We start from the raw sequence: 15,079 nt of genomic DNA, 5'->3' as shown, positions 1-15,079 counted from the left end.
GCAATATTATGAAATCTTATCCTAGCCATCAAAATGAATTAAGATATCTATTTCAAACAGGCGATCGCTTCTATAGTATAGGTCAACTAGAAACTGCATTAAAAAATTTTCAAAGAGCTTTAGAAATTACTAGATTAATTAATAACCAGGAAAAAAGACTCAATATTGTCTATAGGATTGGATTAGTTCACCGTAAAATAGGAGAATATGCCAATGCCCTTAAATACCTAGAACTAGCCTTAGAACTAGCAAAAAAAATAGGAAACGAAGGAAAAATTGCCACTATATATAATGAACAAGGAGAAATTTATTATCTTTTAAAAGAGTATACTACTGCTTTGAAGTGTTATTCACAAGCTCTAATAATATTTAGTAAATTCAAAGATATCGTAGGTATCGGCAAAACAATTAATCACATTAGCACGATTTATAATTTAACTGAATTATCAGCTCAATCCCTAGAGTATTCTCGCAAATCTTTAAATATTTTTCAAAAGCTTGCTCAATCGGCAAAAAATGATAAATTGACAATCAAAATCAACGAATCAATTGCACTGCATAATATGGGAGAAGCATATTTTCTCATCAGTAGACCTCGCCAAGCTCAAGCCTTTTTAGAACTTGCTTTAGAGATTCGGCAAAAACTCTGGAAATATTCTCTAGAGCGGTTAGCATTAACAATAGATAATATTCCTAAAATAGAAAAAAATCATCATTATAGCTATGTGTATCCTCGCAAAATGGCAACTTATGAACAGAAAGAAAAAGATGGATTTCGCAGAAGTATTTTTGCTGAATATGGTAAAGATTTAATAAAAACTCTTGATTTAATCGAAAAAGTTTACAAAAATCTAGGGCTAGAGAAACAAGCGAATAACTATCATCAACAATGGATAGAAATTAGTGAAAAAATTAATAGTAATTCTTGGTTAGTTACAACTTAAGCTGAAGTAAGATTATGCCAAATTCAAAAAAAGTCTATCTCTTAATCTGTAGTTCCTATCAATTTTTTACAACTTTACTACCTGTGATAAATTGCAAAAGTTATAAGCTTTTGAGCATTTAAAACATATATTCATTTTTTCTGGAAGGCAACAGGTATATCGTTACGCGTAAGTCAGAAGTTAGCAAATGGCCATTAGCTAGCGCACAACTACGTTAACGCCCTTACTGCCCCTATTATTGGTAACATTCTTTTTTCATGCTTGGTATATAGTTGGAAAAGATGGGGAGATGGGGACGCACCCCTAACGATTCCCAGGAGTGGAATGTGGGGAGATGGGGAGATGGGGAGATTAAATATTGAATATTGAAGTAACTATAGAATTATAAACATACTGTATAACCGGATTATATATAATCAGGACTTACGCACAAGACAAAATTATACACCATTTGTACGGGTTAACGGCCGTTAACCCCTACCATAAGTGGTAGTTATGCATAAGTCGTAATCATATCAAGTCCGATTAATTGACCACACTAAAAATTTTCTGCTCTTTCTCCTGTCAAATTTCTCAAACCTACTCCTATTAAATGTTGCCTAAGACCTTACTATCATTTTTAACAGCTGTTTGCGTAGCATTTCCAGACCGAAAAGAGACCGACTAATTACGCACTCGATGCCTGACTTTTGACTTTCAATTGCCCATAACCACTCTATATTTGACAAATATTAAGTCTTTTTACCATGGCAGAAAATAATTTTTCTAACTCCATAAACCATACCCAGTTTCCACTCATAGCAAACATTGCAGGTAAGTGACCATGGGGTGCTTTCTCTAAATTAAATATTAAGTTATCGTGATTAGTCCAACCAATTATTGAATGCCAACCCAAGCGATCGCCGAATTTTTCATAAGTTAAAAAAAATGTTTGAGTAGGCAAATTTTCCCAAATCTCTTTTTGTGCAGAAAAACCAAACTTACCATTTGAATATTTTACCCAAAGTTGATTAATAGTCCGTAGATCGGTGCAGGGTAAATTATCAATTGAATTAATATTTAATTTATTTCTATTTTCTCTATTAGTAATTTTTAACATTAACCTTGCTGTTTCTATATCAGCTTCTCGCCATTTTCCAGTAGACAATAAATTATACAATTTACTATAATCAACTCCCCTTTCTGAATTTAAGTTTACTTCTAGAATAGATGAAGAGTCTACCAAATTACTTACCTGTTTTTTAGGTAGTGAAACATCAACATCATTAGGTTTAATCAATGCCATAATTTCTGTCGCTGACTGAAACCTTTTCTTCGTTGCTCCGACAATCATCCGGTCTAATATATTACCCAAACGATCGCTAATAGGAGAAATTAAAAAATCTCGCCATACCCAATCATTTTCACTTACATCAAACAATTCAAACGGTTCAACTTGAGTCAATAAATGAATACAAGTCACACCCAAACTATAAATATCACTAGCAAAAATTGACTTCCCAATAGCTTGTTCCGGCGCAGCATATCCAGCAGATCCAATAACTGTTCCAGTCACCGCCAAAGCAGTACGAGTTGCAAATTTTGCTGCCCCAAAATCCACTAATACTAATTCACCTTTTTGCTGGGAAGATAGAGGTCGTTTAATAATATTATCCGGTTTAATATCCCGATGAATTACCTTTTGAGAATGAATAAATTCTAATACTGGCAATAAATCATTTAATAACTCCCAAATCTGAGTTTCATTAAACGCCCCTACTGTTTCTAACTCCTGCTGTAAATTTTGCCCCTCAATAAATTCTTGAATTAAATATTGACGATTATCTTGAGTAAAAAATGCCAGTAATTCCGGAATTTGAGGATGTTTTCCTAAACCTTCTAATCTAACTGCTTCTTGAGCAAATAATTCTGCAGCTTTTTCCATACTTTGTCGGTCTTGAACTTCAGGAAAAAACTGCTTGATTACACAAAAAGCTTGAGATGGTTTAAATTCATCTACTGCTTGAAAAGTTCTACCAAAACCACCTTTACCAATAATTTTAATGGCACGATAACGTTCTGCTAAAAGTAATTTTGACCCGCATTGCTGACAAAATTTTGTATCAGAAGGATTTTGATTTAGACATTCAGGATTTAAACATTGACTCATAATTTAAACCAGTTATATTATGTGCCCTCTCCAGGAGAGCTAGGCTATCAGATAATTAGTTATAATAAAATTTTTGTCTGTAGTTTTGCTCTAGCCCTTTAAATACTTATCTTATTGCTTAAGCCTAACTACGAAGCCGTATTATAACTGTTCTACCTAACATGATATTACATAAAAGAATATTACAATATTTTGGTTGCAGGGAAGACAAAATTCTCACCAATGATTCAAAAATGATATATATAATTTATCAAATATATGAGTTACACAACTTTTTTATTTTCGGTAATAAAGAAGAAGAAACAAAGAAAAAATACCGTATTTTATTAATATTAAAACCGCTATAGTAGCCTGATATCATGTGCCCTTGAATATTTATAAAGTAAGGGAGTAGGGACGTTCATGCAACCTCTGTACGCAGTAGAGATAATAGAGGTATTTACCTTGTGTAAAAGGATAGGTTATTTCATCACTAATTATCCGGACTTAATATTAAATGATTGATATTTTTATTTTGGGTTTAATACCCCGCCGTCTACAGGGTCTTGACAAGCTTGTTGGGATTTTTACCCATCTACTTTTCCCATCTACTTTTTCCTTCTTCTTTGTTTCTTCTTCCTTATTCCTTAATTTAAACAACAAACTCTCCTTGAGCGACCATGATAACTTGACCACCAACAAATACTTCTATTCCTGCTTGTTTTTTCTCTGCTTGTAACAATAATAAAGAAGGTCGATTAATTTCATATCCCTGTTCTACCCTAATATTAATTTTTGGCTCACCAAAATAATTATACTCAGCTAAATATCCTGCCAAACAACCATTAGCACTGCCCGTTGCCGGGTCTTCAGTAATTCCTAAATATGGTGCAAACATTCTCACACTTAAATTATTAATACTATTGTATGTCTCTGGGCAAAATATTAAAATCTCTGTCGCTTTCGCTATCTGAATAAACTGATAATATTTATCCAAATTTACTTGAGCTTTCTTCAATGCTGTGAGATTTTTCAAAGGCACAATGATAAAAGGTATCCCTGTGGAAACTTCCTGAATAGGAAACCTCATATCTAGATCGCCCACCTCTAAATTTAAGACCTCTGCTAAAGATTCAATTTGATATTTTTGACCAAAACTAGGCACATTCTGACCCATCCATAAAACTTCACCTTTCCAACTCACAGTAATTTGTCCTACACCCAGATTTAAAATGACTTGTTCCACCGAATTTTTAATAATTTCTCGTTGAATAATATAGGCAGTTCCTAATGTTGGATGTCCTGCAAAAGGCAATTCTTGAGTAGGAGTAAATATCCGCACGTCATAACCATTATTTCGTTGTGTTGAAGATAAAATAAAAGTAGTTTCTGAATAGTTCATCTCTCTGGCAATTTGCAACATTTCACGATCAGAAAGATTCTCAACTTCAGAACCTGTAAATACCGCCAGTTGATTACCAGCATACTTAGTTTCAGCAAATACGTCTACAATGTAAAATTTCATAGTATTTTCTTAATAATAAGTGTTTGTTATAAATGGTAGGGACATTGCATGCAACGTCCCTACTCCTTACCGAAAAATTGTGGTAAAAATCCTCCCCTTTTAAGGGGATAATAAGCGGTCGAGGGATGGCGATCTTCGGAGCGGGTCTGCAAGAACGGGTCTCGGAGCCATATCCAATCGACTCCTGTGAAGAAAAATTTTCATGAATTTGTCAATCCTCTTCAATTCATGGAGAGGTAATTATTCATTATTCATTATTCATTATTAATTGTTGAATCCCCTAGCATTAGAAGGTTACGAAAACAGTTATGCTCTAGTAATGCTCGATGATGGAGCAACATCTCTATCAGACTATTGGCCAAAATTAAACCCCTCCCTCACAGAATTCCTGGCCATTGCCATTCAACTAGCATCAGCTCTCCACTATCTAAACCAACAACATATCATCCATAAAGATATCAAACCCACTAACATCCTCATCCACCCCGAAACCAAACAAATCAAACTTATCGACTTCAGTATTTCCAGCTTACTACCAACAGAACAACAACAACTCATCAACCCCAATGTCTTAGAAGGAACTCCCTGGGTGCCACATTTTTTGAACTCCTCAGCGGTAAATTACCCTTCACCACCACCGATCCAACTTGATACGGTCTCGGGGTCTCCCGTTATAATCGAGCCATTTAACGGGAGGGGAATTGCCGACAGCAAGCTTATGTAGGTGTCGATTGATGTTCAACTGTTTTCACTGCCATACGAATCAGCGATCGCAACAGTTGAGTCTTCATCCCTGTCTAATTCTGTTCTTAATTTTTGGCGTATAATGCCCATGAATCTGTTGCCAAAAACCGCCTTTTTGCCATTTTTTGAAGTATCTGTATACAGTGCTGTAGGGTGGCAGATCATGAGGCATCATTTCCCACTGACATCCAGTCCGTTGGACATAAAATATACCGTTAAAGAATTCTTTTGAAATCCACTTCGATAGGATGACCAAACCCTTTGGGTAAAGGTACTAGAGGTTTGAGTATTTCCCCCATACGAGTCGCTCAAGTCACTTGAATATGGTTGACGTTGAGGATTAGCGATAACCTCCGGTTAAGCGTACGCTATCGCAGGTAGACGGCTTATTAGTCACAACATAGCTTAACTATAGCATAATAAGTAAATGTAGCACCATATTCACGCCCATCCCCTACTTTACATGATATAACTACTTCTTCAATGGTAATTCTAAAATAAATTCTGAACCCTGGCCTAAAATTGATTCACACCAAAGTCTCCCACCATGATTTTCTACTACAATTTGATGGGCAATGCACAATCCTAAACCTGTTCCATCACCCACTGGTTTAGTAGTAAAATGGCTATCAAAAACTCTTGCCTTAACTTCTTGTGACATTCCCACTCCGTTGTCTTGAATTCTCACCACTACTGCTGTTTGATTCTCATTTATTGCAGTATGAATTAGAATCTGAGGCGCAACTTTCAACTTAGAAAATTCTTTTTGATGAATCAATTCATTTATAGCATCAATCGCATTAGAAATAAGATTCATAAATACCTGTCCTAATTGTCCGGGGAAACATTCAATATGTGGAATATATCCATAATTTTTCACTACTTTAATCCGTGAACGATACTGATTAGCTTTCAGACGATGATTGAGAATTAATAGGGTGCTATTAATGCTTTTATGGATATGAAATATCACCTTTTTTTTGTTATTTAATTCAATGCGAGAAAATGTTCGTAAAGATGTGCTCAGGTAAGTAATTCTTTCTGAAGCTGCTTTCATAGATGTAACCATGTTAGGTAAATCATGAATGATAAAGTCTAGATCAATTTGTTCCGCATCTTCAATAATTTCTGAAACAGGATGAGGATAATATTTTTGGTAAAGAGATAAGTGATGAATTATATTTTTAATATAAATTTCTAGATGATTAGTATTACTATAAATTGAGCCGATGGGATTATTTAATTCGTGAGCTATTCCAGCAATTAATTCTCCCAGTGCCGACATTTTTTCGCTTTGAATCAGTTTTACTTGAAATTTTTTTAACTCATTTAAAATTTGATCGAGTTCATGAGTTTTCTTAACTATTGTTTGTTCTAGATTTTTTCTCAAATATTGTAAATTGATATGATTTTTAACTCTAGCAAGAACTTCTGTTGCTTGAAAAGGTTTTGTAATATAATCAACAGCTCCTAAAGTAAAACCTTTAACTATACTTTCACTGTCTGTAATTGCTGTCATAAAAATTATAGGGATATCTTTAGTTTCAGGATTTTCTTTCAACTTTTTACAAGTTTCAAATCCATCCATGGCTGGCATTTGTATATCTAGCAATATGAGTTCTGGCAATTCATAAGAAATTTGTTTGAGCGCTCGTTCACCGCTAATTGCTGTGGTAACTTCATATCCTTCATTAGTTAAAGTTTCAACCATTACTTTGAGATTAGCTGGAGTATCATCTACAACTAAAATAAGTGCTGAACTACTTGTGGTTGTCACTAATTTACTCCTTTTGCTCCAAAAAACTTTGAATAAATTCTTCAATTTTATCAGCTTCAAAATCTTCAGTCCATTGCAAAATTGGTTTAACGAAAGGAATATATTTTTGATTCGACTGCTGAATTTGTTGAGTTTTTGTACTCAATTTATTTAGCCTACCTCTCTGTACCAATTCGAGTAAGATTTCTAATTCTTCTGGTGGTGGGGATAAAATCTTAGAGTTGTCAATAACTATATCTGAAGCAGATGATTCTGGCATTATTTCTATATTTTCTGTTTGAGCATATTTCCATTCAATTCCTAAATGTCGATCTAGCATTTTAAATAATTGCTGTGCATTTACAGGTTTAGGGAGAAAATCATCACCCCCAGCATCAAGACTTTTGTGTCGATCTCTCTCTGATACGGAGGCAGAAGAAACTATTACTACCAAATTTTTCAATTCATCAACTGCACGCAGCTGCCTGAGCATCTCAAAACCATTCATCACTGGCATCTGTAAATCTGCAATGGTTACATCTGGTTTTAGTTCTGCTAATTTAGCTAATCCTTGAGAACCATTTTCTGCCTCCGCAGTTACAAAACCAATTGGTTGCAGCAAATTAATTAGCACAGATCGATTCTCCCAGCGATCGTCAATAACCAGAACAGTTTTTTGTGTCCCTGTGTAACCAATAATTTGTTTTCCAGCGATCGTAGAAGCTGACTTGAACCAGTTAGTACTAAGAGGAAATTTCGCTTCAAAAGAAAATGTACTGCCTACACCTAAATGACTTTCTACCTTAATCTTTGAACCCATGAGATTAACAATTTGATTACTAATAGCTAATCCTAATCCTGTTCCTTGAGAGCGCTTGATCTGCTCTCCCACCTGTTCAAAGGGTTTAAAAATAGCGTCGATTTTTTCTGCTGGAATACCAACTCCTGTATCTTGAACTTTAAATTCAATTGCAGAAAATGAATGTGAGTTATCTCTACTCTGACTCAACTCACCTGTAAAAGTTTTCACTTGAAAAACCACCTTACCTGTATCAGTAAATTTGACTGCATTACTTAATAAATTGATTAAAACTTGGCGCAAGCGTTTTTCGTCTGAAATGATGCTTGTTGGCAAGTTGGTTTCTGGTTGATAAATAAACTCAATTCCTTTTTGATCTGCTCTAATACGAATAATTTCTACAACTCCTTCTAGGAAAGAGGGAAAATGAAAATCGGAGGGATATAAATCAAGTTTACGAGCTTCTATTTTTGATATATCAAGAACATCGTCGATCAGAGTTAACAAGTGGTTACCACATTGATGAATAATTTCAATGCCTTTGTGTTCTTTTTCTCCCCAAGACTTAGAACGATGAAGGATTTGAGTGTAACCGAGAATGCCATTGAGAGGAGTACGTAATTCATGGCTCATATTAGCTAGGAATTGGCTTTTGGCTTGGTTTGCTATCTCCGCCGCTTGTTTCGTTTTTTTGAGTTGCTTTTGCTCAAATGATTGTACTTTCCACAAGACGATAACCATAGTAACGGCTAAACTTAGCACTACTAGCGCCATCAGATTTAGTGCTTTGAGTTGTGATTCAATATTTGCCCGGGGAATAATTAAACCCAGAGACCACTCTGCTTTCTCTATGGGAAGATAGGCTAGATAAACTTGGCGATACTGCTGACGCAACCCTCCGTTATCGCTAATTTCTATTAATTCGATGCCCTTTTTCTTGGCAAGCATTTTTCGGGCAATATTCTGCAACTCTGGGTTTTCTGACGACGAAAAATTAGGAATAGGTTTTGTTTCATTGCCGTTTAGATCTTTTGGAGGTGTAAATATTGACTCTCCTTCAGAATTAAGTGCAAAAGCATAACTATTGGTGCCATACTGCAAACTACTCACTACTTGCCTCATCCGGTCAGTTGAAATTGCACCCGCTAGAATTCCTATTGGTTGTCTAATATTAGGAGCGTCCGACCAGACAGGAGCCACAACAAAAACCATCAGAACATCTAAAGTTCGAGAAATGACAGGGTCGGAAACATTTACTTCACCAGCTATTGCTCGTTTAATGTGTTTGCGGTCTTTGAGATTGGCTTTTGCCTTACCAACTTTACTGGTATAGTAGGAACCGTCAGGATTAATCATCGCAAAAAAGAAGAAATCTGGCGATCGCAACTCTTTAGATTTTAAGAAAGGTCTAACTACTGACCAGTCCATGGTTCGGAATGTAGGAGTATTAGCGCTAGTATATGCTTCAATTTTTTTACTACCCAACCATTGATCGATATTATCTGCTCCTAGCTGCACTTCCAACAAAGCATTTTTTTTCAAATTATCCAGAATTAATTCACGTACAACTTGATAGCTATAAAAAGCAGCAATACTAACTACAACAGTAGTACCTGCAACCAACAAACGTAATAGAAAACTACGAGTCGATTTCTTGTCTTGTAGATAATTTTTCCACCAAATACTTAAATTTTGACAAAGTTTTATTGCTGGTAGTTGCTCTTTTCTATTCATAGCTATTTTATTCTAGTTGATTGAATCAAATCATTAGTTTTTTTTAAGCAACTTAATTCACTATAATTAATCAGCCTGATTTTTATTATACCAACTTGGTCTGCTCAAAAAGAATAACTTTGTAATGGTAATAGAAATAAATTCTTAATTCATTTATCATTTTTGATGATCTATTATTCTCATTTTGAAGTTATATTTATTGGTAATTATCCTATAAATACTAATAAATTATTGATAGATGTTAGGATATATAAGTCATCAGTATCCGAGTCATAACTTCAAATTTTTTGAGTTAATTTGAATGATTATTTAATTGTAGACAATCTATGTTCTAATTGCGATAGCACCTCTTAAGACATATTATCATAAAGAAAATAAATTGCTCTTAAACTCTGAAAAGAGTAGTATAAAATTAATACTAAAAACCAAACACTTGATTATGAACAGCTCATTTTTAAATCGTCTCCATAGCCCAGAACGCCCAGTCATCGTCTTTGATGGTGCGATGGGTACTAATCTCCAAGTCCAAAACCTGACTGCTGAAGACTTTGGCGGTAAAGAATACGAAGGTTGCAACGAATATCTTGTCCATACAAAACCAGAAGCAGTTGCTACAGTCCACCGAGCTTTCTTCGCAGCAGGTGCCGATGTGGTTGAAACGGATACTTTTGGCGGTACAAAAATTGTCTTGGCAGAATACGATTTAGCGGACAAAGCTTATTATTTGAATAAAACAGCAGCGGAATTAGCAAAGTCTGTGGCTGCGGAATTTTCTACTCCAGAAAAACCTCGATTTGTTGCTGGGTCAATGGGGCCAGGAACAAAATTACCTACCCTCGGACATATTGATTTTGACACCCTAAAAAATGGTTTTGCCGAACAAGCGGAAGGTCTTTTTGATGGGGGAGTAGATTTATTTATTGTGGAAACTTGTCAGGATGTTTTGCAAATAAAAGCTGCATTAAATGGCATAGAAGAAACCTTTGCTAAAAAAGGTGATCGCCGCCCCATCATGGTGTCAGTAACTATGGAATCTTTTGGCACTATGTTAGTAGGTTCGGAAATTAATGCTGCTCTGACAATTTTAGAACCTTATTCTATTGATATTCTGGGATTAAATTGTGCTACTGGTCCGGATTTAATGAAGGAACATATTCGTTATTTGTCGGAAAATTCGCCTTTTGTTGTTTCCTGTATTCCTAATGCTGGTTTGCCAGAAAATGTTGGCGGACAAGCTCACTATAGATTAACTCCTTTAGAGTTAAAAATGGCATTAATGCACTTCGTTGAAGACCTGGGAGTGCAAGTTATCGGCGGTTGTTGCGGTACTCGACCAGACCATATTAAATCATTAGCTGAAATTACCGAAACTCTTAAACCAAAAGAACGAAAATATAACTTTATTCCCTCAGCAGCATCTATTTATTCTTCCGAAACTTACGAACAAGATAACTCATTTTTAATTGTTGGGGAAAGACTTAATGCTAGTGGTTCTAAAAAATGTCGAACTTTGCTGAATAATGAAGACTGGGATGGTTTAGTTGCCCTGGCAAAATCTCAGGTAAAAGAAGGGGCACATATTCTCGATGTTAACGTTGATTATGTGGGGCGCGATGGGGTTAAAGATATGCACGAATTAGCATCTCGCTTAGTCACAAATGTTAATTTGCCTCTGATGTTAGACTCCACTGAATGGGAAAAAATGGAGGCTGGTTTAAAAGTTGCTGGCGGTAAATGTTTGCTCAATTCTACTAACTATGAAGATGGAGAACCTCGTTTTTTTAAAGTATTAGAATTAGCGAAAAAATATGGTGCTGGTGTGGTAGTTGGAACCATCGATGAGGATGGAATGGCGCGGACGGCGGATAAGAAATTTGAAATAGCTAAACGAGCTTATGATGCAGCAGTAGAATATGGGATTCCTGCCCATGAATTGTTCTTTGATACTTTAGCTTTGCCAGTTTCTACAGGGATTGAAGAGGATAGGGAAAATGGAAAAGCTACTATTGAATCTATTAAAAGGATTCGGGAAGAGTTACCAGAATGTCATATAATGCTTGGGGTTTCTAATATTTCATTCGGTTTAAATCCCGCAGCAAGACAAGTATTAAACTCGGTATTTTTGCATGAAGCAATGTTAGTAGGTTTGGATGGATCTATTGTTAGTGCCAGTAAGATTTTACCCATGTCAAAAATTGAACCAGAACATCAAGAAGTTTGTCGGAAACTAATATATGATCAACGTGAATTTGATGGGGATATTTGTGTTTACGACCCTCTAACTGAATTGACAACAATGTTCCAGGGTAAGACAACTAAAAAAGACCGAAGTGCCACACAAAATTTACCAATTGAAGAACGTTTAAAACAACATATTATTGATGGGGAACGTATCGGTTTAGAGGATGCTTTAGCAAAAGCTTTGGAAACATATCCGCCACTAGATGTTATCAACGTCTATTTATTAGATGGGATGAAAGTAGTGGGAGAATTATTCGGTTCTGGACAAATGCAATTACCATTTGTATTGCAGTCTGCTCAAACTATGAAAGCAGCAGTTGCCTATCTACAACCTTTCATGGAAACAGAAGAGTCAGGTGAGGATAATTCTAAAGGAACTTTCTTAATTGCTACTGTTAAAGGGGACGTTCACGATATTGGCAAAAACCTCGTAGATATTATCTTGTCAAATAACGGTTATAAAGTAATTAACCTCGGAATTAAACAACCAGTTGATAATATTATTTCCGCTTACCGGGAACATAATGCTGACTGTATCGCCATGAGTGGTTTATTGGTGAAGTCAACCGCATTTATGAAAGATAACTTGGAAACATTTAACCAAGAAGGTATTACAGTTCCGGTGATTTTAGGTGGTGCTGCACTAACACCTAAATTCGTTCATCAAGATTGCCAAAATACCTACAAAGGTAAAGTTGTTTATGGTAAGGATGCGTTTTCCGACTTGCATTTCATGGATAAGTTGATGCCAGCAAAAGCAGGAGAGAAATGGGATGACATTCAAGGGTTCTTAGGTGAGTTTGCCGAAGAAAACGGTAACGGTGATGGGAATGGGAATGGTAATGGTAAAGTTGATACCCAAGTTAAGTCCGAGGAAAAAGAGGAAACTAAACCTGCTGAACCAGTCGTGGTAGATACTCGACGTTCCGATGATGTAGCAGTAGATATCGATCGCCCCACTCCTCCATTCTGGGGAACCAAGTTATTACAACCAGAAGATATGCCATTTGAGGAATTATTCTGGTATTTAGATTTACAAGCGTTGATGGCAGGGCAGTGGCAATTCCGCAAACCCCAAGGGCAACCACGGGAAGAATATAATGAGTTTTTAGCTGAGAAAGTTTATCCCATTCTAGAAACTTGGAAGTCACGGGTAGTCGAAGAAAAGTTGTTACATCCCCAAGCAATTTATGGTTATTTCCCTTGTCAATCAGAAGGAAATACACTTTTCATTTATGACTCAGAGGAAGTGACTCAGACTGGAAAGGCAACAAAAGTTGTCAACAGTTTTGAATTTCCTCGGCAAAAGTCTGGACGACGGTTGTGTATTGCTGACTTCTTTGCTCCCAAGGATTCGGGAATTATTGATGTGTTCCCGATGCACGCTGTAACAGTAGGAGAAATAGCGACTGAGTTTGCGCAGAAGTTGTTTGCTGCCGATCAGTATACAGATTATTTGTATTTCCACGGTATGGCGGTGCAAACTGCTGAGGCAATGGCGGAATGGTTACACGCTCGTATTCGTCGGGAGTTAGGTTTCGCTGCAGAGGATGCAGATAATATTAAGGACCTCCTGAAACAGCGTTATCAAGGGTCGCGTTATAGTTTTGGTTATCCTGCTTGTCCGAATATGCAGGATCAGTTTAAGCAGTTAGACTTGTTGGATGTGAAAAGGATTGATATGTATATGGATGAGAGCGAGCAACTTTATCCAGAACAATCGACGACAGCGATTATTACTTATCATCCTGTGGCGAAGTATTTTAGTGCGTAGTTAGAGAAGAAGGAGTCAGGAGACAGGAGTCAGGAGTCAGGAGGGAAGAAGGAGTCAGAATGAAGAAGGGGTAAGTAAATAGACTTCTCCAAAAATGAAAAATAAAATCAATTATTATCCATAAATTATCAATTACTCCCCCGTGTTCCCTGTTCCCTGTTCCCTGTTCCCTCTTTTCTGGAGAAGTCTAATTACTAGATTCATACATTACTACAATTGAAAAATGCAAAAACCTTCTGAGTTCTGACTTCTATTCTCTCCTGAATCCTTTATCAGTTATCAGGAATACAGAAACCCGGTTTCTAGGAGAAACCCGGTTTCTTTGCGTAATATTATGTCAGATAAGAGCGTGATAAAAACCTTTCATTCTGACTCCTGACTCCTGTCTCCTGACTAGACTTCTTGGCTTTTTGCCAAACAATTCATACCTGAAAACTGTTAGCAGATTCCCTCTTCATTCTGACTCCTGACTCCTGACTCCTGTCTCCTGACTCCTTCTTCCTCCTTTCATTCTGACTCCTGTCTCCTGACTCCTGACTCCTCCTAACTAGACTTCTTAGCTTTTACCCTTTCTACTCTTTCTAGTTCCACCTAGCATTAAACCGCTAAGTGCGATAAAACCTAATGTGAGGCTAGGTTCGGGGGTCGAAACTTCTTCAGTACCAGTCGTAACGTTAACGTCGTTCCTACTCGTGCGCGTGTCAAAAATTGGCGCGCCAAGATCTACATTTGAGCCATCAGCAAGTCCTAGCGACCATTTCCGACCACCTCCTCGATTGGCCTCATCGCCGAGCATGCCCCATATACCTACCTGCGATCCAGCGACAAGACCTTCGGTATCCGAATAGACCCAGGTGTACCCCCCAAATTCTGCAAATTCTGTTCCGCTGCCTAATTCGTAGCGCTGACCGTCATACCTCACGATCCACTCCCCGGTCAGCTCTCCATCGCTACCTATAATCGTTTCGTCGTCCCCGAACTCACCACTCCAGTCTAACTCAAATTCGACTCCGCCTTCGCTGTTAAGGAATTGTGTGGTAAACGATGCTGCTAGTCCTGAAGGAGCTAGGAGGGAAAAAGTGGCTCCAAGGGAAACCGTCGCAGTAGCGAGAGCTGTAAGGATTTGCTTGCTGAAATTGCTGAAATTCATGTGTTAAGCTCCAATTGGATTTGTGTATGTATTTGTTTTGTAATTTGTGTAATAAAAAAAACACTTAATTTATTCACTTTATATAATCTTACCCCCCCCCAATTTTATATGTCAACGGGATTAGGCAAACTTAATCAACTCTTTAATGACTGCGTAAATTACTTACTATTAATGTCTTAATTTGTGTTTTTTGATTGATATAAAGTTGGCAAATTAAGTAAAGCATCTGTGTTATTCAGGAGAGTGAGGATTGAGGAGTCGGGAGTCCAGTAGGGTGCGTTAAA

The 15,079-nt window shown here is 36.7% G+C and carries 9 protein-coding genes; 3 read left to right on the top strand and 6 right to left on the bottom strand.

The genetic code is table 11. The annotated features are described in order from the left end of the window. Nucleotides 1-8 precede the first annotated feature (8 nt). Nucleotides 9-944: a tetratricopeptide repeat protein gene (locus F6K23_RS23470; protein WP_293160289.1), complete on the top strand. Its 936-nt coding sequence runs from the start codon at nt 9-11 to the stop codon at nt 942-944. Nucleotides 945-1,659: 715 nt separating this feature from the next. Here the strand turns inward: F6K23_RS23470 and F6K23_RS23465 are convergent. Next, nucleotides 1,660-3,093, bottom strand: coding sequence for a GUN4 domain-containing protein (locus F6K23_RS23465; protein WP_293160287.1), 1,434 nt, complete (start codon nt 3,091-3,093; stop codon nt 1,660-1,662). A gap of 631 nt (nt 3,094-3,724) precedes the next feature. Beyond that, complete coding sequence (locus tag F6K23_RS23460; protein ID WP_293160285.1) at nt 3,725-4,597, bottom strand: PhzF family phenazine biosynthesis protein; 873 nt, start codon at nt 4,595-4,597, stop codon at nt 3,725-3,727. A gap of 271 nt (nt 4,598-4,868) precedes the next feature. Between F6K23_RS23460 and F6K23_RS23455 the strand changes: the two genes are divergently transcribed. After that, nucleotides 4,869-5,321, top strand: a complete 453-nt coding sequence (locus tag F6K23_RS23455; RefSeq protein ID WP_375340778.1) for a protein kinase — start codon at nt 4,869-4,871, stop codon at nt 5,319-5,321. A gap of 63 nt (nt 5,322-5,384) precedes the next feature. Here the strand turns inward: F6K23_RS23455 and F6K23_RS23450 are convergent, their stop codons facing one another. The 3 genes from F6K23_RS23450 to F6K23_RS23440 all read right to left on the bottom strand — a co-directional run bounded on the left by F6K23_RS23450 (nt 5,385) and on the right by F6K23_RS23440 (nt 9,630). Then, on the bottom strand, nt 5,385-5,513 hold the full coding sequence (locus tag F6K23_RS23450) for a transposase (protein WP_367267795.1): 129 nt from the start codon (nt 5,511-5,513) through the stop codon (nt 5,385-5,387). 300 nt (nt 5,514-5,813) lie between these two features. Then, nucleotides 5,814-7,118, bottom strand: a complete 1,305-nt coding sequence (locus tag F6K23_RS23445) for a hybrid sensor histidine kinase/response regulator (protein WP_293160281.1) — start codon at nt 7,116-7,118, stop codon at nt 5,814-5,816. 4 nt (nt 7,119-7,122) lie between these two features. Then, nucleotides 7,123-9,630 carry a hybrid sensor histidine kinase/response regulator gene (locus F6K23_RS23440; RefSeq protein WP_293160279.1) on the bottom strand — a complete coding sequence of 836 codons (2,508 nt, stop codon included), beginning with the start codon at nt 9,628-9,630 and terminating at the stop codon, nt 7,123-7,125. A gap of 439 nt (nt 9,631-10,069) precedes the next feature. Here F6K23_RS23440 and metH point away from each other — a divergent pair, with 439 nt between their 5' ends. Next, complete coding sequence (gene metH / locus F6K23_RS23435) at nt 10,070-13,645, top strand: methionine synthase (RefSeq protein ID WP_293160277.1); 3,576 nt, start codon at nt 10,070-10,072, stop codon at nt 13,643-13,645. 556 nt (nt 13,646-14,201) lie between these two features. Here the strand turns inward: metH and F6K23_RS23430 are convergent. Continuing rightward, nucleotides 14,202-14,795, bottom strand: a complete 594-nt coding sequence (locus tag F6K23_RS23430) for a hypothetical protein (protein WP_293160275.1) — start codon at nt 14,793-14,795, stop codon at nt 14,202-14,204. Between the last annotated feature and the right edge of the window lie 284 nt (nt 14,796-15,079).

The sequence above is a fragment of the Okeania sp. SIO2C9 genome, from assembly GCF_010672455.1.
Classification (GTDB): Bacteria; Cyanobacteriota; Cyanobacteriia; order Cyanobacteriales; family Microcoleaceae; genus Okeania.
The sequence above is the reverse complement of the archived record's forward strand: the minus strand, read 5'-3'. Positions and strand labels throughout refer to the sequence as shown.

Excerpts from the sequence above, each read along its gene's own strand:
- F6K23_RS23470 (WP_293160289.1), top strand. The coding sequence starts at position 9 with ATGAAATCTTATCCTAGCCATCAAAATGAATTAAGATATCTATTTCAA.
- F6K23_RS23465 (WP_293160287.1), bottom strand. The coding sequence starts at position 3,093 with ATGAGTCAATGTTTAAATCCTGAATGTCTAAATCAAAATCCTTCTGAT.
- F6K23_RS23460 (WP_293160285.1), bottom strand. The coding sequence starts at position 4,597 with ATGAAATTTTACATTGTAGACGTATTTGCTGAAACTAAGTATGCTGGT.
- F6K23_RS23450 (WP_367267795.1), bottom strand. The coding sequence starts at position 5,513 with ATGCCTCATGATCTGCCACCCTACAGCACTGTATACAGATACTTCAAA.
- F6K23_RS23440 (WP_293160279.1), bottom strand. The coding sequence starts at position 9,630 with ATGAATAGAAAAGAGCAACTACCAGCAATAAAACTTTGTCAAAATTTA.
- metH (WP_293160277.1), top strand. The coding sequence starts at position 10,070 with ATGAACAGCTCATTTTTAAATCGTCTCCATAGCCCAGAACGCCCAGTC.
- F6K23_RS23430 (WP_293160275.1), bottom strand. The coding sequence starts at position 14,795 with ATGAATTTCAGCAATTTCAGCAAGCAAATCCTTACAGCTCTCGCTACT.